General features: G+C 72.9%; 25 protein-coding genes. 12 read left to right on the top strand and 13 right to left on the bottom strand.

Features of this window, described 5'->3' with window-relative positions; genetic code table 11:
* Positions 1 to 94 precede the first annotated feature (94 nt).
* A complete protein-coding gene (locus tag KME79_RS07765) occupies positions 95 to 2,206 on the top strand; it encodes a TerD family protein (protein ID WP_219543856.1) in 2,112 nt (703 codons plus the stop codon).
* A 98-nt stretch (positions 2,207 to 2,304) separates the two neighbouring features.
* Here KME79_RS07765 and KME79_RS07760 read toward each other — a convergent pair whose 3' ends face one another.
* Genes KME79_RS07760 through KME79_RS07750 form a run of 3 tightly spaced genes read right to left on the bottom strand, consistent with a single transcriptional unit; the run spans position 2,305 to position 4,333 of the window.
* On the bottom strand, positions 2,305 to 3,102 hold the full coding sequence (locus tag KME79_RS07760) for an ABC transporter permease (RefSeq protein WP_219543855.1): 798 nt from the start codon (positions 3,100 to 3,102) through the stop codon (positions 2,305 to 2,307).
* Positions 3,099 to 3,980, bottom strand: coding sequence for an ABC transporter ATP-binding protein (locus KME79_RS07755; RefSeq protein ID WP_219543854.1), 882 nt, complete (start codon positions 3,978 to 3,980; stop codon positions 3,099 to 3,101). The genes KME79_RS07760 and KME79_RS07755 overlap by 4 nt, the downstream gene beginning before the upstream one ends.
* On the bottom strand, positions 3,977 to 4,333 hold the full coding sequence (locus KME79_RS07750) for a hypothetical protein (protein ID WP_219543853.1): 357 nt from the start codon (positions 4,331 to 4,333) through the stop codon (positions 3,977 to 3,979). The genes KME79_RS07755 and KME79_RS07750 overlap by 4 nt, the downstream gene beginning before the upstream one ends.
* A gap of 56 nt (positions 4,334 to 4,389) precedes the next feature.
* Here KME79_RS07750 and KME79_RS07745 point away from each other — a divergent pair, with 56 nt between their 5' ends.
* The 5 genes from KME79_RS07745 to KME79_RS07725 all read left to right on the top strand — a co-directional run bounded on the left by KME79_RS07745 (position 4,390) and on the right by KME79_RS07725 (position 7,335).
* A complete protein-coding gene (locus KME79_RS07745; protein WP_148029703.1) occupies positions 4,390 to 4,779 on the top strand; it encodes a GntR family transcriptional regulator in 390 nt (129 codons plus the stop codon).
* Complete coding sequence (locus KME79_RS07740) at positions 4,776 to 5,933, top strand: DUF1648 domain-containing protein (protein ID WP_219543852.1); 1,158 nt, start codon at positions 4,776 to 4,778, stop codon at positions 5,931 to 5,933. Before KME79_RS07745 ends, KME79_RS07740 begins: the two co-directional genes overlap by 4 nt.
* A gap of 230 nt (positions 5,934 to 6,163) precedes the next feature.
* Positions 6,164 to 6,436, top strand: a complete 273-nt coding sequence (locus tag KME79_RS07735) for a DUF3040 domain-containing protein (RefSeq protein WP_187280983.1) — start codon at positions 6,164 to 6,166, stop codon at positions 6,434 to 6,436.
* 46 nt (positions 6,437 to 6,482) lie between these two features.
* Positions 6,483 to 6,938 carry a hypothetical protein gene (locus tag KME79_RS07730; RefSeq protein WP_219543851.1) on the top strand — a complete coding sequence of 152 codons (456 nt, stop codon included), beginning with the start codon at positions 6,483 to 6,485 and terminating at the stop codon, positions 6,936 to 6,938.
* Positions 6,939 to 6,972: 34 nt separating this feature from the next.
* Positions 6,973 to 7,335 (top strand): hypothetical protein, encoded by a 363-nt coding sequence (locus tag KME79_RS07725; protein ID WP_219543850.1) that lies wholly within the window; start codon positions 6,973 to 6,975, stop codon positions 7,333 to 7,335.
* On the opposite strand, the gene KME79_RS07720 is transcribed toward KME79_RS07725, so the two are convergent.
* Positions 7,336 to 8,238: a DNA-3-methyladenine glycosylase family protein gene (locus KME79_RS07720; protein WP_219543849.1), complete on the bottom strand. Its 903-nt coding sequence runs from the start codon at positions 8,236 to 8,238 to the stop codon at positions 7,336 to 7,338.
* Between the two features lie 121 nt (positions 8,239 to 8,359).
* Between KME79_RS07720 and KME79_RS07715 the strand changes: the two genes are divergently transcribed.
* Positions 8,360 to 9,712, top strand: coding sequence for an NAD(P)/FAD-dependent oxidoreductase (locus KME79_RS07715; RefSeq protein ID WP_308248830.1), 1,353 nt, complete (start codon positions 8,360 to 8,362; stop codon positions 9,710 to 9,712).
* Here KME79_RS07715 and KME79_RS07710 read toward each other — a convergent pair.
* A complete protein-coding gene (locus KME79_RS07710; protein ID WP_219543847.1) occupies positions 9,675 to 10,313 on the bottom strand; it encodes a hypothetical protein in 639 nt (212 codons plus the stop codon). The two genes, KME79_RS07715 and KME79_RS07710, sit on opposite strands and share 38 nt — an antisense overlap.
* 17 nt (positions 10,314 to 10,330) lie before the next feature.
* Here KME79_RS07710 and KME79_RS07705 point away from each other — a divergent pair, with 17 nt between their 5' ends.
* Positions 10,331 to 10,495, top strand: coding sequence for a hypothetical protein (locus tag KME79_RS07705; protein WP_187280982.1), 165 nt, complete (start codon positions 10,331 to 10,333; stop codon positions 10,493 to 10,495).
* Here KME79_RS07705 and KME79_RS07700 read toward each other — a convergent pair.
* A complete protein-coding gene (locus KME79_RS07700) occupies positions 10,471 to 12,033 on the bottom strand; it encodes an ABC transporter substrate-binding protein (protein ID WP_148029696.1) in 1,563 nt (520 codons plus the stop codon). The genes KME79_RS07705 and KME79_RS07700 overlap by 25 nt on opposite strands.
* A gap of 162 nt (positions 12,034 to 12,195) precedes the next feature.
* Here KME79_RS07700 and KME79_RS07695 point away from each other — a divergent pair, with 162 nt between their 5' ends.
* Both KME79_RS07695 and KME79_RS07690 read left to right on the top strand, forming a co-directional pair.
* On the top strand, positions 12,196 to 14,094 hold the full coding sequence (locus KME79_RS07695; RefSeq protein ID WP_246639425.1) for a sensor histidine kinase: 1,899 nt from the start codon (positions 12,196 to 12,198) through the stop codon (positions 14,092 to 14,094).
* A complete protein-coding gene (locus KME79_RS07690) occupies positions 14,087 to 14,446 on the top strand; it encodes a DUF742 domain-containing protein (RefSeq protein WP_148029695.1) in 360 nt (119 codons plus the stop codon). Before KME79_RS07695 ends, KME79_RS07690 begins: the two co-directional genes overlap by 8 nt.
* On the opposite strand, the gene KME79_RS07685 is transcribed toward KME79_RS07690, so the two are convergent.
* Genes KME79_RS07685 through KME79_RS07655 form a run of 7 tightly spaced genes read right to left on the bottom strand, consistent with a single transcriptional unit; the run spans position 14,421 to position 22,199 of the window.
* A complete protein-coding gene (locus KME79_RS07685) occupies positions 14,421 to 15,341 on the bottom strand; it encodes an ABC transporter ATP-binding protein (RefSeq protein WP_219543846.1) in 921 nt (306 codons plus the stop codon). The genes KME79_RS07690 and KME79_RS07685 overlap by 26 nt on opposite strands.
* A complete protein-coding gene (locus tag KME79_RS07680; RefSeq protein WP_148029693.1) occupies positions 15,338 to 16,075 on the bottom strand; it encodes an ATP-binding cassette domain-containing protein in 738 nt (245 codons plus the stop codon). The genes KME79_RS07685 and KME79_RS07680 overlap by 4 nt, the downstream gene beginning before the upstream one ends.
* Positions 16,072 to 16,929, bottom strand: coding sequence for an ABC transporter permease (locus KME79_RS07675; protein ID WP_308248829.1), 858 nt, complete (start codon positions 16,927 to 16,929; stop codon positions 16,072 to 16,074). Before KME79_RS07675 ends, KME79_RS07680 begins: the two co-directional genes overlap by 4 nt.
* Positions 16,926 to 17,942: an ABC transporter permease gene (locus tag KME79_RS07670; protein WP_148029692.1), complete on the bottom strand. Its 1,017-nt coding sequence runs from the start codon at positions 17,940 to 17,942 to the stop codon at positions 16,926 to 16,928. The genes KME79_RS07675 and KME79_RS07670 overlap by 4 nt, the downstream gene beginning before the upstream one ends.
* 3 nt (positions 17,943 to 17,945) lie before the next feature.
* Positions 17,946 to 19,571, bottom strand: a complete 1,626-nt coding sequence (locus KME79_RS07665; RefSeq protein ID WP_219543845.1) for an ABC transporter substrate-binding protein — start codon at positions 19,569 to 19,571, stop codon at positions 17,946 to 17,948.
* A 20-nt stretch (positions 19,572 to 19,591) separates the two neighbouring features.
* Positions 19,592 to 21,139 (bottom strand): hydantoinase/oxoprolinase N-terminal domain-containing protein, encoded by a 1,548-nt coding sequence (locus KME79_RS07660; protein ID WP_219543844.1) that lies wholly within the window; start codon positions 21,137 to 21,139, stop codon positions 19,592 to 19,594.
* On the bottom strand, positions 21,132 to 22,199 hold the full coding sequence (locus tag KME79_RS07655) for an S-methyl thiohydantoin desulfurase family protein (protein ID WP_219543843.1): 1,068 nt from the start codon (positions 22,197 to 22,199) through the stop codon (positions 21,132 to 21,134). The genes KME79_RS07660 and KME79_RS07655 overlap by 8 nt, the downstream gene beginning before the upstream one ends.
* 107 nt (positions 22,200 to 22,306) lie before the next feature.
* Here KME79_RS07655 and KME79_RS07650 point away from each other — a divergent pair, with 107 nt between their 5' ends.
* Both KME79_RS07650 and KME79_RS07645 read left to right on the top strand, forming a co-directional pair.
* Positions 22,307 to 22,741: an RpiB/LacA/LacB family sugar-phosphate isomerase gene (locus KME79_RS07650; protein WP_148029688.1), complete on the top strand. Its 435-nt coding sequence runs from the start codon at positions 22,307 to 22,309 to the stop codon at positions 22,739 to 22,741.
* Positions 22,742 to 22,868: 127 nt separating this feature from the next.
* Positions 22,869 to 24,032, top strand: a complete 1,164-nt coding sequence (locus tag KME79_RS07645; RefSeq protein WP_219543842.1) for an amidohydrolase — start codon at positions 22,869 to 22,871, stop codon at positions 24,030 to 24,032.

Genomic DNA, 24,032 nt, shown 5'->3' with positions numbered 1-24,032 from the left:
ACCGCACACCGTCCTGAGCCCGCCCGGGTCGGACCCGGGCGGGCTCACGCGAAAACCCCACGAAAGTGGATCAGTTCGCCGATAAAGTTCAGCGGTGAGCGACTTAGAGGCCCTCGTCATCGCCCGGCGCCTGCGCGTCCCCGTCGACGCCCCCGCCGGTGCCGCCCCGGGCTGGGGAGAGGCCGCCGCCCGGCAGCTCGACGCCGCGCTGCTGACCGCCGGCTTCACCTGCTCGCCCGCCCTGCTCGGACGGCTGTCGCACCTGCCCGGCGAGGCCGTACTGGATCTGGGCGTACGGGTCCTCGCCGCGGTCAGGACCCTGGCCGGCGACCACGTCCTCCACAACGCCTACTTCGTCGACTTCCCCAGGAACGTGCCCGACACCCTGGAGTTCTGGGCCGGCCTGCTCCGCCAGGCGCTGCTCGACCCGGTGACCGCCGAGCGCGCGCGGCCGGAGATCGTCGACCTGCTGGACTTCCCCGCGTACGGCCGCTACCAGCACACCTACGCCGACCTGCTGGCCGCGCACGCCGAGCTGGTCCCGCTGGCCTCCGACCGGGTGACGGTGCTGGAGCTGGGCGGGAGCCTGGAGGCGGAGACCCGCGCGCTGTTCCTGTCGATGGCCGGCTCCGAGGCCCCGCTCGCCGAGGAGGACCTGGCGGCGCTGCGTCTGCTGGCCGCGAGCTGCGCCGACGAGCCGGAGCGCATCCCGGTGCGCGAGAACCGCGCCGTGCTCAACGAGGCGCGGCTGGCCGCCGGGCGTCCGCCGCTGGTGGACACGGTGACCGACGTGCTCCGCCTGGCCTGCGCCCTCTCCGGCGGGGACGTCACGCTGGCCACCCCCACGCGGTTCCGGTCCTTCCGCCGCGCCGAGCGCCGCGCGCTCCTGCGGGCCCTGGACGCGGTGGCCACCCCCGCCAAGCTCGGCGACGTGCCACGCCACCGGGAGCGGTGGAAGCGGCTCGGCGAGCGGCTGCACCCGCACGAGTACCCGCTGCTGCCGCGCGCCGCCCAGGTCTTCGAGGTGGCCAGGGGTACGCGCGAGGCCCCGAGCCTCGACAGCCGGGTCGAGGCCGCCCTGGCGGATGGCCGCCCCGCCGAGGCCGTCACGCTGCTCGCCAACGCGCCCGGCGCGCTGCTGCGCCGCCTGGACCACCTGCTGCGCCTCAGCCCGTCCGCGCGGGACGTGCTGGACGCGGCGGCGCGGGCCGCGGCGCACGCGTCCGGCCGCGTGCTGCTGTCGCTGCGCGAGCACGTGCAGAACCGCCTGTCCCCCGCCCCCGGCCGCGTCTTCACCAACCGGCACGGCCGGGCCTTCACCACGCCCGACTCCCGCCCGCCGCTGGACCGGGAGGTGCTGGCCCACGCGCTGGCCCTCCTGGACGAGGAGATCACCCGCCGCCTCCCGGACCCCGGCGAGCTGATCGTCGACCCCGACATGCTCGGCGTCGCCCTGCCCCTGTCGGGCAAGGCCGTCGCGCCCGGTCTCGGCATGCTGCCCCGCGGCTCGATCTCACCGGTGGACGGCGAGCTGCTCCGGTTCTTCGTGCACTGGCGGCAGGCCGAACGCCGCACCGACTACGACCTGTCCGCGCTCATGCTGGACGACTCGTACGGCGACGAGATCCACGTGTCGTGGACCAACTACAGCAGCGGCTTCGCGCGGTATTCCGGCGACCTCACCGAGGCGCCGGAAGGCGCGTCGGAGTTCGTCGACATCCGGCTCGCCGCCGCCACCCGGTCGATCATCATCCCCCAGGTCCACGTCTACGCGGGGGAACCGTTCGACGAGGCCGCCGAGGCGTTCTTCGGCTACATGACGAGGAACGACGAGCAGCGGGGCCTCCCCTTCGAGCCGCGTACCGTACGGATGAAGTCCGATCTGCGCGGCTCCGGCCGGGTCGCGCTGCCCCTGGCCTTCCTGCGCGACGGCGACGGCGCCTGGCGGGTGAAGTGGCTGCACCTCTACCTGAAGGGATATCCGGACTTCAACCAGGTGGAGGGCAACCGGGTCACCGCCTCGCTGCTGGTGCGCTCGATCGTGGAGCGCGAGTATCTGACGGTCCGCTACCTGGCCGACCGGCTGCGCGCCAAAGGCTCTTCGGCGGCGCACACCACCTATCTCGGGCCGGCGGCGCCGGCGGAGCTGCCGGAGGGGGCGCGCGTGGTCACGCCCGCGACCCTGCACGAGCTGATCCCCGCCTGATCCCCGCCTGATACGGTGAAGATCGCGAGGCCATGGGAGGGCTTCCTTCTCAAAACTCTTTTGGATCCAGCCTTCCCGCTCTCCTCGCCCGTACGTCGTCAGCGCGCGATGTCCCGCCGCAGCGGCGCCGCCACGGCGACGGCGGCCGCGACCAGGGCGTAGGCGACCAGCACGGCGCCGCCCGCCGCGGCCGGAAGCAGGGCCGTGGCGGAGGTGCCGGTCTGGGTGGCGACGGCCTCCGACAGATAGGTGAATCCGGTCAGCGCCGCCGTGGCGCCGCCCGGCAGGAAGGGGTAGAGCTCCTTGACGCCCGGGACGAGCATCAGCGCGGTCTCGACCATGTAGAAGTACGCGCCGACGACGAGGAGCGCGAGCACCTGGTTGCGCAGGAGGGCGCCCACCGCCACCCCCAGCAGGGTGTAGACCGCCATGGTCAGGGCGATGCGGCCGAGCAGGACCGCGACGGTGCCGGCGGGCAGTCCGAGGGTGACTCCCTTGAGCGCCGCCGCCCCGAGGAGCGCGCCGCCCGCCACGGCCGTGGCCAGCAAGCCGTAGGCGAGCCCCGCGACGGTGTAGGCCGCCAGCTTGGCGGCGAGCCACGTCCAGCGCCTGGGCGCGAACAGCGCCGTGGCGGTGATGGTCCCGTGGCGGTACTCGGCGGCCACGGCGTTGGTGCCGAGCAGAGCGGGGGCGAACACGGTGAAGCCCAGCAGGCCGAGCAGGACGCGGGTGCCCTCCTCGGTTTCGAGGCCGGGCAGCGGCGGGGTGAAGTTCTCCGGGCCGACGAGCGCGGCCAGGCCGATGAGCGCCCCGCTGCCCAGCGCCGCCAGCAGGCCCCACAGCCAGAGCCTGGTGCTCGTCAGGCGCGTCCACTCCGCCGCGACCAGCGTCATCATGGGGAACCTCCGGTGAGATGCAGGAACGTCTGTTCGAGGGTGGGGCGCTCGGGGGTGATCTCGTGCAGGACCACGCCGTACGAGGCCGCCAAGGTGGCGATCTCGGCGGTGGTCAGGCCGTGGACGCGCAGGACACCGGGACGCGGCTGGCCCACCTGGGTCCCGCGCTCCGCCAGCCGGGCCGCGAACGCCTCCGCCTGCGGGGAGTGGATCACCACCGCCGCGCTCCCGTACAGCTCGGCCATGGGCCGGTCGAGGACCAGCCGGCCGTCGCGGATCACCACGACGTGGTCGGCCAGATGCTCGACCTCGCCGAGCACGTGGCTGGAGACCAGGACGGTGCGGCCCTCGGCGGCCATGGCGCGCAGGAACCCGCGCAGCCAGGCGATGCCCTCGGGGTCGAGACCGTTGCCCGGCTCGTCGAGCAGCAGCACCCCGGGGTCGCCGAGCAGCGCGGTGGCCAGGTTGAGCCGCTGCCGCATGCCGGTGGACAGGGTGCGCGTGGCGCGGTCGCCGAACGCCGACACCCCGGTCAGGTCGGCGACCTCCGCGACCCGGGCCGCGCCGTGGCGGCCCATGCGGGCGTAGATCCGCAGGTGGTCGCGGGCGGTGCAGGCCGGGTGGAAGCCCGCGCCGTCCAGCACGGCGCCGACGGCCGCCGACGGCCTGGCCAGGTCGGAGTAGCGCCTGCCGGCGTAGGTGACGGTGCCGGAGCCGGGCGCGACCAGGTCGAGCATCATCCGCATGGTGGTGGTCTTGCCGGCGCCGTTGGGCCCGAGGAAGCCCGTCACGGCGCCGGGCGCGACGTCGAAGCTGAGGCCGGTGACGGCGGCGACCGGCCCGAACGTCTTCGTCAGGCCGCGCACCTCGACCTTCATGCCCGCGCCGCCGTCAGGTCGTGGTGGAGCCGCCGGGCCTCGGGGACGCCGAGGATCAGCTCGTCATAGCCGGCCACCCGGTCCTTGAGCACGACGCGCACGCCGGGGACCTCGCGCCGGGCGGCGGCCAGGCGCCTGACGCCGCCGGGGGACGTCCACGTGCCGAGCTTGACGACGCCGGAGACGAGCAGGCCCGAGTGAAAGCCGGTGAGGGCGGCGAGCGGCCGGTCGAGGTGGTGCACCTCGGCGATGGCCGCCAGCGGCACGCTCACGACGCCGGTCCTGGTGAACAGCCGCGCCCACGGGGCGAAACGCAGGGTCAGCGTGCCGTGGGCGATTTCTACATGCATCATCTTTGTGCCTCCTCAACTATCTGTTCTATAAGTTGTATATCAGATAGACTGCGGACGTGCACCTGACCCTCGACCTCGACAGCGAGGTCCCGATCTACCAGCAGATCCGCGACCGGATCGTGGAGGCCATCGCCCGCAGGCAGGCCGGGGAAGGCGACCCGCTGCCCTCCACCCGTCAGCTCGCCGCCGACTTCGGCGTCAACTTCCATACGGTGAACAAGGCGTACGACCTGCTGCGTCAGCAGGGCGTCATCCGGATCAACCGCAAGAGCGGCGCGGTCGTACGGCGGGACGCCGGCAGCGGCCCGCCCGAGGCCCCCTTCACCGAAGACTGGGAGGAACGCATGCGTGTGCTACTGGCCGAGGCCACCGTCCACGGCATGGACCGTCAGGACGTGCTGCGCCGGTGCGCGGCCATGCTGGACGGCTTCGGAGAGCCGGCATGACCCCGTTCATCGTCACCGCGCTCGTCTCCGTGCTCGTCTCCGTCGCCCTGATCACCTGCCTCATGCTGGCGCTGCCCGCGCTGGCCAGGCCGGCCCTGCCGTTCGGCGTGCGGGTGCCCGCCGACCGCGCGGGCGATCCGGCCGTGGTCCGCCAGCGGCGCCGCTTCGCCCGCCTGGTGATCGTGGTGGGCGTGGTCGCCGCCGTGATGGCCGTTCCCGTGCTGCTCGTCACGGGCTACGCGGCCGGGGTCACCGTCACGGTGTCGGCGGTGATCGTCGCGGACCTGCTGCTCTACTACCTCGCCCACCGCCGGATCAGCGCCGCCAAGCGGGCCGGCGCGTGGTCGGCCGGGCGCCGCCAGGGCGTCACCGTCGACACCACCTTCCGTACCGATCCCGTCCGGGTGCCGTGGAAGCACGGGCTGCCCGCGCTGGCCGTCCTGCTGATCACCGGGGGCATCGGCTGGTCACGCCTCGGCGGGCTGCCCGCCACGTTGCCGCTCTACCTCGGGTTCGCCATCGACCCCGGGGAGCGCGTGGCCACGACCCCGCTGCGGGTCTTCGAGCCGCTGCTCTACCAGGTCGCGGTCCTCGTGGTCGTCGTCGCGCTGGTCGTGGTCGTGCTCCGCGCCCGTCCCGACCTCGACGCCGCCCGCCCCCGGGGGTCGGCCCGCCGCTACCGCCTCTACCTGCGCGGCGTCGCGGCGATGTCGCTGCTGGCCGCCGCCTGCCTCAACCTGAGCCTGCTCGTCGGGGCGCTCCAGCTGTGGGACGTGGTCACGCCGGGCATCGGCTGGCAGGTGGCCGCGTACGTGCCGCTCGTCGCGCTCCTGGCCGGCTGGGTCGGCTGGGAGATCAAGGCCGGGCAGGCCGGGCACCGCCTGCCCGCCCTGCCCGGCGAGGAGGACGAGGACTCCGGGATCGAGCAGCGCGACGACGACCGCCACTGGTTCCTGGCCGGCGCGGTCTACGCCAACCGCCGCGACCCCGCCCTGCTGGTGCACGCCCGCCTGGGGACCGGCTCGTGGACGCTCAACCTCGGGCACCCGATCGCCTGGCTCCTGCTCGGCGTCCTCGCGGTCGCTCTCCTCGTGCTCGGCGCGCTCTCGCTGTCCGGCGTCGTCGACCTGCCCCGGCGGCACAGCCTGTGGTGACGGTTTCCCCTTGGCCGGGCTGGGCAGGCGGCCAGAAAGGACCACCTGCCCAGAGAACGAACGGCACGGACACGCCCGATCCCGACGAGCGCGTCCTGTCCCAACAGGATCTGGCCGAGGAAGGCGAGCGCAAGGGCTGGGCGCCGGCCCGTGGATGGGGGGGCCGCGCTTCCTGCTCGCCGGGAGCACGTTGCATACTGCAAGGAGACGCGAGGGCGGGGGTGACCGCCATGGGCCTTTCACACGAGGAACGCCAGACGCTTCAGGAGATCGAGGAGCGGCTGGCCTTCGACGATCCGGACCTCGACGCCCTCCTGTCCGGGTCCCAGCAGGGGCACGCGAAGGAGGTGCCGGTGGCCTTCTGGTGGGTGCTCGCCATCGTGGCCTACGTCGTGTTCCTGATCGGCGTGGTCATGACCGTGGCCGCCCCGCAGAACGCCTGCCAGGGCGGCGGGAGCGGCTGCGATCATCCGGCGGTCCGCACGTCCCAGACCGGCCCGTAGTCGCCGCGCGGGCAGCCGTCCGGTTGCCGGCCACGAGGAGGCAGTCATGAGGGTGAGGACGGCGGCCTGGCTCGCGGCGCTGGCCCTGGGCCTCGCGGGCTGCGGGGCCTCGACCGCCGGTGGGCCGACCACGGCCGCCACGCCACCGCCGCCGACGGCCGAACCGTCTCCCGCGCCGTGCCGCACCGCCGAGCCCGTGGTCGCCCTCGGCGACGCCGTCGATCCCCTGCCGGTCGCCTGGACGTCGGCCGAGCCGGTGAGCGACGGCCACGGCCTGCTGGTCACGTGGACGTCCGGCGTGGCGCCGTGCCGGGTGCTCGACCGGGTGGACGTCTCGTACGGGACGGACACGGTCCAGGTGACGCTGTACGAGGGCTCGGACCCGGACGTGCGCGACCCGGTGTGCGTGGAGATCGCGATCGAGAAGCAGACGCTGGTCAAGCTGCGTGAGCCCGTCGCGGGGCGCGAGATCGTCGACGGGGCGGGCCCGAGCCCCTCGTAGCGGTGAACCGCCGCTCCGGGGGCAGGGGGCGGGGATGAACAGGAAGGACGACGATCCCGGCGACGAGTTCTTCGCGCCCGTGCTCCGCGAGCCGCCGCCTCCCGAGGAGGTCAGCCGCTCCGGTGTGGTGAGTGACACCGGCGTGCCCGACGTCCCCGGCGGCGGCCGGGGGGACCCGGACGAGAGCCCGCCGCCCTCGAACGCGTCGAGCTACCGCCTGCTCGGCGCGGCGCTCGTGCTGCTCGCCGGGGTCGTGCTGGCCGTGCTGGCCCTGCTGGCCGGGATGCCGTGGCCGGCGCTCGTCCCGGCCGCCGTGGCGCTGGTCGCGGCGGGCTACCTGATCCGGGTGAGCGTACGCCGCTCCCGCTCGGGAGGCGGCCCGCCCGCCTTCGGGTAGTCAGCGGGGTTCGTCGCCGAGGTTCCCGCGCACCGGCTGGTACGTGGCCGCGCGGAACAGGAACGAGGCCCACGAGCGGTAGGGCCGCCAGTGGTCGGCCAGCTTCCGGTAGGCCACGGCGGGCGCGTCCTCGGGCAGGCCGTACACCTCGCGCAGGATCGCGAACAGGCGGGGCTCGTCGCCGGGGAAGGCGTCGGGGGCGCCGGCGCCGCGGATCAGGATCAGCCCGGCGGAGAACGGGCCGACGCCGGGCAGGGCGCGCAGCTCGGCCAGGGCCTGCTCCGGGGCGAGGGAGCGCAGGTGCTCGGCGGTGAGGACGCCGTCGAGCGCGGCGCGGGCCAGGCCGCGGATCCACTCCTCCTTCTGCGCGGGCAGGCCGAGGCCGCCGGCCTCCAGGAGCGTCACGGGCGGTGGGAAGACGGCGTGCTCGCGGCCGTCCACGGCGACCGTCGCCCCGTACCGCTCGGCGATGCGCTGCTTGAGGCGGGCGGCGATGAGCATCGACGAGCGCTGCACGATCATCGCCCAGCACGCCGCCTCCCACGGGCTCCAGAAGCACACCGGCCGCAGGCCGGGGCTGCGGCGCTGCAGGTCGCCCAGCACCGGGTCGGCCTCGCCGAGCGCGGCGAACCCCGAGCCGTCCACGTCGAGGGAGAGGATGCGCGCGACCTCGCCCCGGATCCCCGCGCCGGCCGGCCGCGTCGTGGTCACGGCGACCCCGCCCGGCGCGGCGGTCACGGACACGCCGATCGGCAGCCAGTCGGTCTCCGGGCAGAACCCGAACCGCAGCGCCCGCCCGTCGGAGGGCAGGGCGCTGGTCGCCGGCCAGTCCTCGACGAAGCGCAGCGAGGCGCCGAAGTCGAACGGTCCGCCGGCGCTGATCGTGAATCCGAACGAGGTCATGCGCCGTATCGTAGGAGCTCGCCCCGACAGCGCTGGGAATCCGCCCTCCGAGCGTGGATCCACCCAACAGATTTTCACCGCGCCCGGGTTTGCCCGCTCCGGTCCACGGAAGGGGCTACACGTGGCACGCATAGCGATCGTGGGCACCGGCTTCGGCGGGTACACCTGCGCGAAACTTCTGGAGCGCTGGCTCAGGCCTGGCGAGGCGGAGATCGTACTGATCACGCCGAAGGACTACACGCTGTACCTCCCGCTGCTGCCACAGGTGGCCGGCGGGGTGCTGCAGCCCCGCTCGATCGTGACGCCGCTGCACACGCGGCTGCGGCGCAGCAAGCTGCTGCCGGGCGTGGCGCACCAGGTGGACCTGGACGCCCGCACCGTGGACGTGCTCAGGATCGACGGCGAGCCGGTGCGGGTGCCGTACGACGTGCTCGTGCTGGCCCCCGGCAGCATGACCAGGACGTTCGACATCCCGGGCCTGCAGGAGTACGCGCGCGGCATGAAGACGCTGGCCGAGGCGGTCTACCTGCGCGACCACTCGATCGCCCAGCTCGAACTGGCCGCCTCCTCCGACGACCCGGAGGAGCGGGCCGCGCGGTGCGGGTTCGTGGTGGTGGGCGCCGGCTACTCGGGCGTCGAGACGGCGGCCACGCTCCAGCTCGTCACCCGCCGGGCGATGGCCCGCTTCCCGCGGCTCGACCCCGGGCTGCTGCGCTGGACGCTGATCGACATCGCGCCCAAGGTGATGCCCGAGCTGGGCCCCGAGCTGGGCGAGGCGGCGACGCGGCTGCTGGAGGAGCGCGGGGTCGAGGTGCGGCTCGGCGTCACGCTCGACCGGGTCACCGTGGACACCGCGAAGCTGACCGACGGCACCACGCTGCCCTCCCGCACGGTCATCTGGACGGCGGGGGTGACGCCCAGGCCGGTGGTGTCCAGCCTCGGCACCGAGACGGTCAAGGGCCGCCTGGTCGTGGGCGCCGATCTGCGGGTGCCCGGCTGCGACGGCGTGTTCGGGCTGGGCGACGCCGCGGCGGTGCCCGACCTGACGGCCGAGCCCGGCACGCCCTGCGCGCCGACCGCCCAGCACGCCCACCGGCAGGCGAGGACCGCGGCGCGGAACGTGCTGGCGGCCCTGCGCGGCGGCAAGCTGCGCGAATACCGTCACCGCGACCTCGGCCTGGTGGTCGACCTCGGCGGCTCGGACGCGGTGGCCAGGCCGTTCGGGATCGACCTCAAGGGGCCGCTGGCGCAGCTCGTCACCCGCGGCTACCACCTGCTGACGACGCCGTCGGGCCGCTCGCGGCTGCGCGTGAGCGGCGACTGGCTGCTCAACATGATGGCCCCCGACGACCTGATCAGGCTCGACTTCCTCAAGGACACCCCCGGCACGCTGGAGGACCTGGAGCACATGCCGATCACGCCGCGCGCGCGCCGGATCAGCGTGACCGAGGAGCCAGCGGGATCCCGACGGTGATCTCCTTGCCGAGCTTGTGGTCGCCGAGCAGATCGAGGTCGTCGCCGCTCCAGAACCGCCCCGGGTCGTACCAGTTGGGCCTGCGGCCCGGGGGCAGCAGGCCCATCTCCTGGTAGGTCACGGCCACCACCTCGGCGCAGTAGGCGTTCTCCAGCGCCCGCTCCCCCGCGACCCGGCGCGGGCGCGGCAGCCGGCCGCCCACCCAGCGGGCCGCCAGCCTGGCGGTCGACGGGAACGGGGTGCCGTCGAGCCGGGCCACCGCGCGCAGCGCGGCGTCCTCCATCTCGCGGGTCGCCTGCGGCTCCAGCTGGCGCAGCCACGCGCGCTGGCCGTAGCGGTCGGCCCAGACCGTCACCGCGTCGCGCAGGTCGTGCAGCTGCACGCCGCGGTGGTGGGTGCCCGACCACAGGTCGAGCAGCGACTTGCCCAGCTCGGCGTGGAACATCATGGGCGGCAGGTCCTCGATGACGATCGCCATGCCCACGTGGTTGACCGGGCTGTTGGTCATGGTCTGGATGGCCCGGTCGGGGACGGTCCGGCCGCGGAAGATCCACAGGTCGCCCGTCCGGGTGAGCTCAACCGCCTCGTCGAGAGTCAGCATGGGGCTAGCCTAGGCACATGCGCTGGTGGAAGATACTCGGCCTGGCGGGGGTCGCGGGCGTCGCGGCCACGGGAGTGGCGATCGCGCGCGCCGAGCGCCGCCGCCGCGCCTACACGCCGGAGGAGATCAGGGTACGGCTGCGCGAGCGGGTCGAGGGTCAGCCCGAGGGCCGCAGGTCGTAGACGAAGACCACGTCCGGATAGGCCGGGTTGTCCACGTATCCCTGCACGCTGCCCAGGTAGGCCCGCCGGTAGTTGACCACCCACGGCATGGCCGCCGCGGCCTGCTGGTCCAGCACCCTCCTGGTGGCCCTGGCGAACGCCTGCTGCGCCGTCCGCTGGTCCGTCACGGTCAGCTCGGGCAGCGAGTCCAGCAGTTTGTCGGTGGTCGGGTCGTTCAGGTAAGAGAGGTTGAACACGGGCGGCTCGGCACTGTGGAAGACGTTGCCGAACCACGAGTAGCCGTCGGCGTAGTCCGGCCACCAGTACATCGCGAAGATGTCCTGGCCGCCCTTCTTGCCCAGCTCCCACTGGTCGACCCAGGGCATCGCCCGGACCCTGAGCGTGACGTTCAGCGTCTTGAGGTCGCGGCGCAGCCGTTTGATCAGGACCAGCTGGTCGCTGTCACCCTCGGTGTAGGTGAGGGTCAGCCGCAGCGGCCTGCCCTGCGGCCCGTACCCCGCCTGCCGGAGCAGCTCGCCCGCGCCCGCGAGGTCCTGCCGGGGCACCCGGCCCGGCACGTGGCCGAGCAACCCTTCCGGCACCACGCCGCTGTGCGGGCTGACGCCGCCGCGCAGCGCCCGGACCGCGCCCCGGTAGTCGACGGCCTTCTGCACAGCGCGCCGCACCCGCTGGTCGGACATGGGCCCCTCGGCGGTGTTGAACAGCAGCATCGCCGTCTGGAACGAGGGCCGCTCGGAGGTGCGCAGCCCCGGCGCGGCCTCCGCCCGGGCGAACAGCCTCGGCTCCAGCCGGCGCAGGAAGCTGACCTCGCCCTGCAGCAGCAGCTGCCAGGCGCGCCGCTGGTCGGGTATCACGCGGAACTTGACCGTGCGGTAGCGCGGCTGGTCCCAGCCTCCCCAGTAGTCGTCGTACGCCTTGAGCGTCAGCTCGGTCTCGGCCCCGTCCTTCCAGGTGTCCACCTTGTACGGCCCGGTCCCGGCGTCCCGGCCGGCCTGGAACCACTTCCCCAGGTCGGGGGCCGCCTCGGTGTCGTAGATGTAGGCCGCGTAGGCGGAGGAGGCCGCCAGGTCGAGCGGCACCGGGTAGCGCAGCGCGAACGTGAGCGTATGAGGGTCCTCGACCCTGATGGAGGAGACCGCGTCCCAGATGTAGTAGGCGCCGGCCTTGGTGGACATGGTCCGCTCGATGGACTGCTTGACGGCGGTGGCGTCCATGGGCCGCCCGGTGTGGAAGGTGACGTCCTGGCGCAGCGTGAACGTCCAGGAGCGGCCGTCGGCGGTGGTCCGCCACGAGGTGGCCAGGCGGGGTGAGCTCTTCTTGGTGACCGGGTTCCAGAGGGTGAGCGTCTCGTAGACGTTCTGCAGGGCGACGACCTCGTTGGAGTAGGACGTGCCGGGATCCAGATCCGTGACCACGTCGCCGTGCTGGACGTAGACGAACGCCGATTCCCCCAGCCGCGGCTGCCGCACCACTGCCGGTGCCGAGCACGCCGTGAGGAGCAGCACCAGCGTGGCGACCGCTGCGAGACGACGGCGCAACGCATCTCCCTCTATGACCGATCTCCTGGGAGAACCTACTAGACGATCATGGCCCGATGGCCGAAACCACCGAAAAATTGGGCAATCCGGAGATCGAATTGCTATTCTCGTGCCTTGTCCCGTCCGGGGTTGCCAGCAGGGGACCGACCGGAGTGAGGTGCCATGGGTCGTAGCCGAACGATCCGCCTGAAGATCATCGGCCTACTGCTGGTTCCGCTGGCCTCGATGGTGGTGTTGTGGGGGGTAATCACCGCCGTCACGGCGGGCGAGAGTCTGGAGCTGAGGCAGTATCAGACGCTCTGGACGAACCTGCGACACCCGGCGTACAAGCTCGGCAACGAGCTGCAGCGCGAGCGCCTCGCCTCCGTTCAGCTCCTGGGCGCCGGCGTGTCGGCCGACAGGTCGGCGCTCATCGAGCAGCGCTCACGCAGCGACAGGGCGAAGGAGGAGTTCAAGAAGTCCTCGGGCAGGTCCCGGGATACCTCGGAGGCGATCCGCAAGCAGGTGGACGCGGTGTACACGCAGCTCGACAGGCTCGACGCGGTCAGGGGAGAGATCGACACGGGCCTGTCCGACCGTCTGCGCACGGTGGAGGGGTACAACACGATCCTCGACGCCCTCTTCGACCTGCACCGGCGGGTCGGCTACATCGACGACCTGCCGATCTACGAGCAGTCCAGGATCGTCATCGACCTCGGCTACGCCAAGGAGCTGCTCACCCGCGAGCAGGCACTGGGCCTGGGCACCACCACGGTGGCCGAGCGCAGGCTGTTCACCCGGCTGGTGGGCAACCGGCGCTTCCTCATCGACCACTCGCTCGGCCAGCTGGACCCCAGCCTGCGCGAGACCCAGGTGTCGATCATCACCTCGCCCGTCTACCAGCGGATGCGACTGATGGAGGACCAGATCGTCGCGGGCGGCTCGCCGCGCGGATGGCTGGACACCACCGAGTCTCTGGCGAAGTCTTTCCAAGAGGCCCAGATGCGCGCGAGCATGATCCTGCAGGAGCGCTCAGAGCCGGTGGCCGACGCCGGGCTCACCCGGGCGCTGCTGCTGGCCGGGACATGCTTCGCGCTGATCCTGGTCTCGATCGCGTTCTCGCTGCGGATGGGCAACCGCCTGTCCAAGGAACTGGCCAATCTCCGCGGGGCGGCGCTGGAGGTGGCCCAGGAGCGGCTGCCCGAGGTCGTCGCCAAGCTGCGGAAGGGGGAGACGGTTGACGTGCCCGAGCTCTCCGTCGCCAGCACGACCGTCGAGATCGACGACGTCGGCCAGGCCTTCTCCACGGTCCAGCAGACCGCGGTCGAGGCGGCCGTCGGCCAGGCGCAGCTGCGGGACGGCGTCGGCCACGTGTTCCGCAACCTCGCCAGGCGCAGCCAGGCGCTGCTGCACCGCCAGCGCATCCAGCTGGAGGGCATGCAGCACCGCGCCACCGACCCCGACGACCTCGACGACCTGTTCCGGCTCGACCACCTGGCCACCCGGATGCGCCGGCACGCCGAGGGCCTGATCATCCTGTCGGGCGCCACCCCCGGCCGCGGCTGGAGCAAGCCCGTGCCAATGCTGGACGTGGCCCGCGGCGCCGCCGCCGAGGTGGAGGACTACCAGCGGGTGATCGTCGACCCGATGCCGGCCCAGCGTCTGACCGGGCCCGTGGTCGGCGACGTGATCCACCTGGTGGCCGAGCTCATCGAGAACGCCACCGTCTATTCTCCCCCGCACACCTCGGTGATCGTGCGAGGCGAGGTGGCGGCCCGCGGCTTCGCCTTCCACGTGGAGGACCGGGGGCTCGGGATGAGTGACGAGCAGCTGGCCGAGTACAACGAGCGGCTGGCCAGCCCGCCCGAGTTCGACCTGGCCGACAGCGAGCGGCTCGGTCTCTTCGTCGTTTCCCGCCTGGCCGCCAGGCATGACATTCGCGTGATGTTGCGCGATTCACCATATGGAGGGACCACCGCCATCGTGCTGATCCCGGCAGAACACGTAACAGATCCTCCGGACGAGCCGGAGGAGCCCACCGCGGCCCCGGCCCGCCCGATCCGGGTGGTGCAAGGTGAGTAGAGACGAGCGCTGGCTGGACGAGGACGCCGGTCCGATCGTCCCCGCCTACTTACTCACCCGGGGCCGGACGGTGCCCGCGAGCGAGGCCATCGACCTCATCGCCGTCATCATCACCTCCGGCGGCCTGACGCCGCCGGTCGGGCTCGGTCCCGAGCATCTGATCATCCTGCAGAAGTGCACCAAGCCGACGCGGCTGGTGGACGTCGCCGCGGAGCTGAACCTGCCCATCGGCGTGGTCCGGGTCCTCGTCGGCGACCTGCACCAGCAGAAGCTCGTCCAGGTGGAGTCGCCGCCTCCGGCGCCCGACGCCACGGTGCTCCTGGAGGTCATCGACGGGCTGAAGGCTCTCTGAGCACGTCCTCGGCCCGGTGGCAGGCGACCCGGCGCCCGTCCTGTCCCTCCTGATGCCCTCCTAGGTCCCGCAGCGCGGGCGCGCGATCGCACTCCGTCACCGCCATCGGGCAGCGCGGCCGGAACGGGCAGCCCGTCTCCGCCGGCCTCACCTCCGCGCGCCCCCGCGCCACGGGCGGCTCTCCCCCCAGCTTCGGGACGGCGTCGCGCAGCGCCAGCGTGTACGGGTGAGCGGGCCTGGCGAGCAGGTCGGCCGTGGGGCCCGACTCGACCACGCGGCCCGCGAAGAGCACGTGCGAGGTGCGGCACAGCTTCCCCACCACGGCCAGGTTGTGCGTGATGAGCAGGCGTTCCGCCGCCAGCCCCGCGATCAGGTCGAGGATCCTGGCCTGGACCGTCACGTCCAGGGCGCTGGTGGGCTCGTCGAGGATGAGCAGTTTCGGGTTCACGGCGAGCGCGCGGGCGATGACCACCCGCTGGCGCTGGCCGCCGGAGAGCTGGTGCGGCCGGCGGCTCGCCAGCGCGGGGTCCAGGCCGACCTGTTCGAGCAGCTCGGGGACGCGGTGGCGGGCGTCCCGGGGCAGCGCCTCGGCTACGGAGCGGCCGACGCGCATCCGGGGGTCCAGGGCCTCGGCCTGGAAGACGGGCTGGACGTCGCCGCGGAAGCGCCTCATGTCCACTTTTTTCAGGTTCTGGTCCCCGTACAGGATATTTCCGGACATGGGGGTGAGGAGGCCGAGGAAGGCGCGCGCCAGCGTGGTCTTGCCCGATCCGCTCTCCCCGATCAGGCCGACCCCGCCCCCGGTGATGTCCAGGGTGACGTCGTGGACCACGGGCGTGCGGCCGTACCCGAGCGTCACCCGCTCCGCCCTCAGCAGGCTCCCCGACGATGTCACGGCAGCGCCTCCAGCAGTTCGCGGGTGTAGGGGTGGGACGGCTCGGACAGCACGCGGCCGGCGGGGCCGCTCTCCACGACCTCGCCGGCGCGCATGACCAGCACCCGGTGGGCGATGGTGGAGACCAGGGCCAGGTCGTGCGAGACGAGCAGCAGCGCCAGCCCGCGCTCGGCGCAGAGCGTGCGCAGCACGGCCACCACCTCGGCCTGCACGGTCACGTCCAGGGCGCTGGTCGGCTCGTCGGCCAGGATCGCCTCCGCGCCCAGCGCGATGGCCAGCGCGATCGCGAACCGCTGCGCCTGCCCGCCGGAGACCTCGTGCGGGTAGCGGCGCAGGATGGCCGGGTCGAGCAGGACGGCCTCGACCGCCTCGGCCATGACCCGCTCCGCGTCGCCGACGCCGTGCAGCCTGAGCGCCCGGCGCATCAGCGTGCCGAGCCGGAGGGTGGGGCTGAGCGCGGCCTGCGGCGACTGCATGACGAGCGCCACCCTGGCTCCCCTGATCGCGCGCAGCTCGGCCGGCGAGGCGCTCGTCACGTCCACCCCGGCCACCCGGATCCGCCCGCCGACCTCGGCGCCCTCGGTGAGCCCGAGCAGCGCCAGCAGCGTGGTGGACTTGCCGGAGCCGCTCTCCCCCACGATCGCCACGCACTCGCCGGGGGCCACGTCCAGCTCCGGCACCTTCGCCACGACCCGCCCGCCGTAGCTCACCCGGAGGTCGCGTACCTCGATCACTTCACGATCCTCCGCGGGTCCAGCGCGTTGCGCAGCCCTTCGCCCAGCACGTTGAACGCGAACGCGGTCAGCAGGATCGCCAGCCCGGGGAAGGTGACGACCCACCAGTTCGTGGTGAACAGCGACTGCCCCTGCTCCACCATCAGCCCCCACTCCGCCGTCGGCTCCTGGGCGCCCAGCCCCAGGTACGACAGCGCCGCGGCGGTGAGGATGACCCCGCCGCCGTCCAGCGAGACCTGGACCAGGACGGGCGTCAGCGAGTTCGGCAGCACGTGCCGCAGGATGATCATGGGCGCGGGCACGCCCAGGCAGCGCGCGGCGTCCACGTACGGGCGGGTGGCGATGGAGGCGGCCATCGACGCCGACAGCCGCGCGTACCACGGCCACCAGGTGACCGCGATGGCCACGATCACGGTGGTGACGCTCGGCTGCAGCACGACCGCCAGGGCCACAGACAGCAGCAGCGCGGGGAAGGCCAGGAACACGTCCGTGATCCGCATGATCACGTCTCTGACCCAGCCGCCCGCGTACCCGGCCACGACGCCCAGCAGGACGCCCGTGGTGGCCGAGACCGCCAGCACGGTCACGGCGATGAACAGCGACGTCCGCCCGCCGTACAGCACCCGGGTGAGCACGTCGCGGCCGGCCGCGTCGGTGCCGAACCAGTGCGCGGCGTCCGGCGGCCGCAGCGCGGCGAACGGGTCCACCTCGTCCGGCGGGTGGGGGGCGAGCCAGGGCGCGAGCAGGGCGGCCAGCGCGATGAGCGCGATCAGCACCGCCCCGGCGAGTGCGAACCGGTCGGTGACCCTCGGCAGGGTGCGGCGCAGCGGCGCCGCCTCGGGCAGCGCGCTCACCGGGCCCTCGCCCTCGGGTCGACGACGCCCTGCAGCAGGTCCACCACGAGGTTGGCGAGCACGTACATCAGCGCGACCAGCAGGGTGACGCCCGCGACCGCCGGGGTGTCGGAGCTGGAGATGGCGTTGACCGCGTAGCGGCCCAGGCCGGGCCAGTTGAAGACGGCCTCGACCAGGAACCCGTTCACGATCGCGTACGCGAACACCAGCGCGATCAGCGACAGCACCGGGTTGAGCGCGGGCCGCAGCGCGAACCGGGTCAGGATGGTCGTCTCGCGGAAGCCGAGCGCCCGCTCCAGCCGGGCGTGGTCCTGCGACGCCTCCTCGATGAGCGTGGCGCGCACCATCTGCGCGATCACGCCCGCCGGGTACGCGGCCACGACCAGGGCCGGGAGCACCAGGTGCGCCAGCGTGCTGGTGAGGATCGGCCAGTTGCCGGTGATGAGCGCGTCCACGACGGTGATGTTCGTCCAGAGCGTCAGCGGGCTGGTGGTGTCGAGCGCGCTGTCGTACTCCCCGGCGACCGGGAACCAGCCCAGGTTGCTGGCGAAGACCGTCTGCAGGGCCAGCGCCAGCCAGAACACCGGCAGCGACACCGCGAGCATGCTGGTCAGCCGGACCGAGAAGTCAGGGAAGCGGCCCCTGAACCGGGCGGCCAGCACGCCGACGGGGATGCCTGCCACGACGGCGATCACCAGGCCGGCCCCGACCAGCTCCAGGCTGGCCGGGAAGGCGTGGTACAGATCCTCCAGCACCGGCCGCCGGGTGTGCAGGCTGGTCTGCCAGTCGCCCGTCACCAGATCCCTGACGTAGTTGCCGAGCTGCACCCAGAGCGGGTCGTCCAGCCCGAAGCGGGCGCGCACCTCGGCGAGCTGCTCGGGCGTGGCCTTGGGCCCGGCGTAGGCGACCGCCGGATCGCCGGGCACCATCCTCGTGATGACGAAGGTGAGGGCGACCACGCCGGCCATGACCAGGAGTGCCTGGCCCAGCCGGCGGATCAGGTAGCGCGGCATCAGTCAGCTGGCGGGCTTGAGGTCGTAGAAGGAGACCACGTTCGGGTAGGCCGGGTTGTCGACGTACCCGAGCACGTCCGCGGTGAGCGCGCGCTGGTAGGTCTGCACGTACGGCACCGCGACCGCCGCCTCGTCCTGGATGATCTTCTTCTGCAGGTCGGCGTAGGCCTGGTCGGCCGCCAGCTGGTCGGTGGCGGTGAGCTGCGGCAGGCCGTCGATGGCCTTGTCGATCGCCTCGTCCTTCAGGTACGACAGGTTGAACGAGACCTCGTCCGCGCTGCGGAAGACGTTGAGGAACCACGAGTACGGGTCGGCGTAGTCGGGGAACCAGTACATGACGAAGATGTCCTGGTCGCCCTTCTTGCCCCTGTCCCACTGCGCGTTCCAGGCCATCGCCCGCGCTTCGAGGGTGACGTTGACCTTCTTCAGCGCCGCGGTGAGCAGGGTGACCAGCAGCTTCTGGTCCTCGTCGCCCTGGGCGTAGGTGAGCGTGAGCTTCAGCTCGGCGTTGTCCGGGCCGTACCCGGCGTCCTGCAGCAGTTCCTGCGCCTTGGCCAGGTCCTGCTTGGGCTCCATGCCCGTGGTGTGGCCGAGCAGCCCGGGCGGCACCAGACCGCCGGCCTTCTGCGCGGAGCCCTTGAGCGCCGCCACCAGGCCGTCGTAGTCGATGGCGTGCTGCAGCGCCTGCCGGACGCGCACGTCCTTCGTCGGCCCCTCCGCCGTGTTGAACAGCACCAGCAGGTTCTGGAACGACGGCGTCTGCTTGGCCTGCACGCCCTCGGTCATGCCCGCCTGCTCGAACAGCTGCGGGTTGAGCCGCTGCACGAAGTTGACCTCGCCGCGCTGGAGGAGCTGCCACGCCGTGGTGATCTCCGGCGTGACGCGGAAGGCGACCTTCTTGTACTGCTCCGGCCGCCAGCCGCCCCAGTAGTCGTCGAACGCCTTCAGCGTCAGCTCGGTCTCCTGGCCCTTCTGCCACGAGTCGATCGTGTACGGGCCGGTGCCGGCGTCGAGCTTGCCGTTCTTGACGTCGTCCTCGTTCTTCTCCAGCGCCTCGGCGTCGTAGATGTGGGCGGCGTACCCGGAGGAGGTGATGAGGTCCATCGGGGCCGCGTACTTGAGCGTGAACTTCAGCGTCGAGGCGTCCGGCGTCTCGATCTTGTCGACCGCGCTCCAGATGTAGGCGGCGCCGCCGCCGGACTTCATCGTGCGCTCGATGGCCTTCTTGGCGGCCTCGGCGTCGAGCGTGGCGCCGGTGTGGAACTTCACGCCCTGGCGCAGCTTGAACGTCCACTCCTTGCCCTCGTCCGCCGAGGACCACTCGGTGGCCAGGCGCGGCCGGACCTCCTTGGCCTCGGCGTCGTAGCGGGTGAGGCCCTCGTAGATGCTGGTCATGGCGATGATCTCGTTGGAGTACGAGGTCGCCGGGTCCCAGTCGGTCACCACGTCGAGGTTGGGGGCGTAGACGAAGGTGGCGTCGTTCTCGGTGGACTGGGTGGCCTGCGTTCCGCCGGTGCTCGGCTGGGGGGTGCCGCCGGCGCCGCGTACCTGGCCGCCCGCGCACGCGGATGCGGCCAGGGCGACGACACCGGCGATCCCGGCTACGAGCAGACGCTTGTGCCAGCGCATGGGGGGATCCTTTCGAATTGTCACCGGGTGAGGGGTCCGGCGGCTTTGGCGTGTATCCGCACGGCGGGCTCCGCGAGGTAGCTGAGCGGCACCTCCAGGAGGTCGACGATCTGGACCCGGTCAGGGTCCGCGCCCGCCGCCACGGCACGTGCCGCAGCCTCCCGCCTCACCCTTTCGATCGCCTTTGTCCGGCTTTCACCCGCAGGCATGATCGTATCGACTCTGCCGCTCGCCAGGGCGATGGCGGCGCCGACGGCGTTGGCCACCTCGGCGTGCTCCGGGCGGATGACGCGGCTCACGCCGGGGATCCGCTCGGGCAGCAGGAAAGCGCCGCCACCCACCGCCACCAGGGGACGGCCGGCGCGGCCGAGCGTCATGCGGTCCACGGCGTCGGCGGCCAGCGCGTCGGTGGCGGCGATCGCCCTTTGCAGAGTGTCGCGGAAATCTTCCGATATGTCGCCCAGGTCCCAGGTGACGCCCGGCGGCCGCCGCCCGGCCGCGACCGCCGCGTCCGTGAGCGTCGCCGTGCCGCCTCCGAACACCAGCGCCTCCTCCGCGATCCGGTAGCCCACCGAGTCGGGACCGGCCTTCGCGCCGCGCACGACGGTGCCGCCGCCCAGCGCGATGGCCAGGATGTCCGGCATGCGGAAGTTGGTGAGCACGCCGCCGATCTCCACGGCCGCCGCCGACTCGCGCGGGAACCCTCCGGTCAGCACCCCGAGGTCGGTGGAGGTGCCGCCGACGTCCGCGACGACCGCGTCCGGCACGCCCGACAGGAACGCGGCGCCGCGCAGCGAGTTCGCCGGGCCGGAGCCGATGGTCGACACCGGCAGCCGCGCCGCGTGCTCCAGGGTCATCAGCGTGCCGTCGTTCTGCGCCAGGTAGGGGGTGGCCGCCAGCCCGCGTTCGGCCAGCGCGGCCGTCAGCGCACTCGTGACGTGCCCGGCGACCTCGTACAGGGCGGCGTTGAGCACGGTCGCGTTCTCGCGCTCCAGCAGCCCGAGCGAGCCGATCTCGTGGCTGACCGAGACCGGCAGCCCGTACTCGCTCCTGATCAGCTCCTCGGCGGCCCGCTCGTGGTCGGCGGTGGCCGGGCTGAACACGGCGGTGACCGCCACCGCGTCGGCCTCCACCCCGTCCAGGAAGCGGCGGATCGAGCCGGGGTCGAGCCGGCCGATCTCGCGCCCGTCCACGTAGTGCCCGCCGGGCACCACGGCCTCGCCTGCCGAGACGACCTCGCGCAGGCCGTCGGGCCAGTCGGACAGCGGCGGCACGGCCGTGGTGGCGGGGGCGCCCAGCCGCAGCACGGCCACCCGGCCCAGGTTCCTGCGCTCCAGGATCGCGTTGGTGGCGTGGGTGGTGCCGAGCATCACCCGGCCGACCCGGCCGTGGGCGTGCGGGCCCAGCTCGTCCAGCACCGCGTCCAGCGCGGCGCGCAGCCCTTCGGTGACGTCCCGGCTGGTCGGCCGCTTGGCCTTGGCGATCACCCGGTCGCCGGAGTCGAGCACCACCGCGTCGGTGTTGGTGCCGCCGACGTCGATGCCGATCCGCAGGTCCGGCTCAGCCATGCGCCAGCTCCTCCACGGGAACGTAGTCCAGGTCGTAGCCGAACGCCCGCGGCCCGGCCGTGTCCAGCCCCTTCCGGGTGCGCCACAGCGGGTCGCACGGCCAGGCGAGCACGGTGACCCGCTGGCCGTAACGCAGGCCCTCGGTCTGGATCGCGGCCGCGGTCTCGGTGTCGACCACCGTGATCAGATCCGGCACCATCGCCCTGACCTGGTTGTCCTCGACGGCGACCAGGTTCTCGTTCTGCAACTCCAGGACGAGCGTGCGGCCGCGGTCGTCGCCGGTGCCCTCGATCGTGGCGGTGCCCCTGACGAACCCGCCGGTGGTGCGCCGCTCCACGTCGGTCAGCTTGCCGGTGATCAGCCTGACCGCGCCCAATTCGGCGGCCAGGGAGGTCAGCGGGTCCGTCGCGTCCTCGGTGGCCCGGCCGATCTCCAGCGCGCGCGTGACCGTGCCCTCGACGACCGCGCCCCGCGCCCGCCCGGCGGTGAGTACGTAGTCGGCCATCAGCGCCGAGGAGCCCGCGGCCACGCAGACCGCCCGCGCCAGCCGCTCCGACCACAGGCCGTCCACCGGCCGGATCGTCACCACGTTGCCCGCCACGTCCGACATGATCACCAGGTCGGCGGGCAGCCCCGCGACGTACATGGAGACCATCTGGACCTCGGGGAACGCCCGGCCCATGCCGTCGGCGTCGAGCAGCGGCAGCCCGAGCTGGGCGGCCCAGGCCACCGGCGCGACCCCGTTGGAGCCGCCGATCTCCGACGACATCACGGCCGCGGGCGGCCTGCCGAAGAGCCGTTCGACCTCCTCGGCGATGCGCTTCGGCTCGTCCTCGCCGTGGATCATCTCGTGGCTCACGGTCGGCGCCCCGATCCCGGACAGCGGCACCACCAGCGCGTCGGGGGGTAACTCGGCCAGCCGCACGAGCGGCACCGGCCCGTACGCCCTGATGGCCCGTACGGCGGCCAGCGAGCCGGCGCGCACGTCACCGCCGCCGCCGGTGCCGAGCACGGCGCATCCCCGCGCCAGGGCCGGAATGTCAGTTTCGCGGATGCTCATATGGGGCCCCAACCAAGCACATACACCGGCATTGCGCCAGTCACGCTCTCGCATCGGGCCCTTCACTGGTAGACCTGAGGACAGGTTCCCGGCCGGAGGAGGGCAGGATGCGGATCTCGGTGGCGGCCGACAGCCTGGACGGGGTCGCGGAGCGGCTGGTGGCCGTTCTGCGGCGGCGCGGCCACGAGGTGGTCACGCACGGCGCGCTCAACGGCGACGAGCGCGACGACTGGGCCTGGGCGTCCGAGGCGGCGGCCCGCGACGTCGCCGAGGGCCGCGCCGACCAGGCGGTGGTGTGCTGCTGGACCGGCACCGGCGCGTCCATCGCGGCCAACAAGGTGCCCGGCGTCAGGGCCGCGCTCTGCGTCGACTCCTACACGGCCGACGGCGCCCGCAAGTGGAACGACGCCAACGTGCTCGCCCTCAGCCTCCGCCTCACCTCGGACGTCCTCCTCGACGAGATCCTGGACGCCTGGCTGCGCGGCACCCCGAGCACCGACGAAACCGACCAGGCCAACGTCGCCCACCTCGACCACATCTGACCCCTCACCCCCGCGACAGCGGCGCCCCGCAAAACGTCGGTGCCGCGCGAACCACCCCAGAATCACCCCACCGAACCCGGACGGTGAGGGCCGCAGAACGTCGGTGTCGCGCTTTAGGGTGCAGGGCATGACAGACGTCCTGCTGCGCGGCGGCCGGCCCTGGGGGGCCGGCGGCCCCGCCGACGTCCTCGTCCGCGACCGCGTGATCGAGCTCGTCGCGCCGTCCGTCGAGGCCCCCGGCGCGCGGGTCGTCGACGTCGCGGGGCAGCTCGTGCTGCCCGGCCTGGTCGACGCCCACTGCCACCTCGACAAGACCCTCTACGGCGGCCCCTGGGTGCCCCACTCGGCCGACGACACCCTCGCCGGCCGCATCGGCAACGACCTGGCCCGCCGCGGCGAGCTGGGCGTCCCGAGCGTGCCGCGCATGGTGTCCCTGCTGCGGACGATGAGCTCGTACGGCACCACCAGCGTGCGCAGCCACACCGACATCGACCCGCAGACCGGGTTGCGCGGCGTGGAGGCGGTCAGGGAGGCGGCCGCGCAGGTGCCGGTCGACGTGACCCAGGTGGCGTTCCCGCAACACGGCCTGCTCACCAACCCCGGCACCGCCGAGCTGCTGGAGGAGGCGCTCAAGAGCGGCGTGGAGGCGGTCGGCGGCCTCGACCCGGCGGGCATCGACCGCGACCCCGTACGCCACCTCGACCTGATCTTCGGCCTGGCCGACCGCTACGGCGCCCACGTCGACATCCACCTGCACGACGGCGGCTCGCTGGGCGCGTGGGAGGTGGAGCTGATCACCGAGCGCACCCGCGTGCTCGGCCTGGCGGGCCGGGTCACGATCAGCCACGCGTACGCGCTCGGCCAGGTCGACGCCGCCCAGGCGGGCAAGCTGGCGGAGGGACTCGCCGGGGCGGGCGTGGCGGTCTGCACCGCCGCCGTCTACAGCTTCCCGGTGCCGCCGGTCAAGACGCTGCGGGCGGCCGGCGTCACGGTGGCGTGCGGCCACGACGGCATCCGCGACCTGTGGGGCCCGTTCGGCAGCGGCGACATGCTGGAGCGGGCCATGCATCTGGCCTACCGCAGCACGTTCCGCCGCGACGACGACATCGAGCTGGCCCTGGAGGCCGCCACCTACGGCGGCGCCCGCGCGCTCGGCCTGCGCGGCTACGGGCTCGCGCCGGGCGATCGGGCCGACCTCGTCGTGGTCGGGGCGAGCACCCCGGCCGAGGCCGTGGTCGTTCGCCCCGGGCGCACTCTTGTCATGAAAGACGGCATCGTCCTGCACAATTGA

Origin of the sequence: Nonomuraea harbinensis (assembly GCF_019396385.1) — a bacterium.
GTDB classification, from domain to species: domain Bacteria; phylum Actinomycetota; class Actinomycetes; order Streptosporangiales; family Streptosporangiaceae; genus Nonomuraea; species Nonomuraea ferruginea.
Note: the sequence above shows the minus strand (reverse complement) of the source record. Positions and strands in the feature narration are given on the sequence as shown.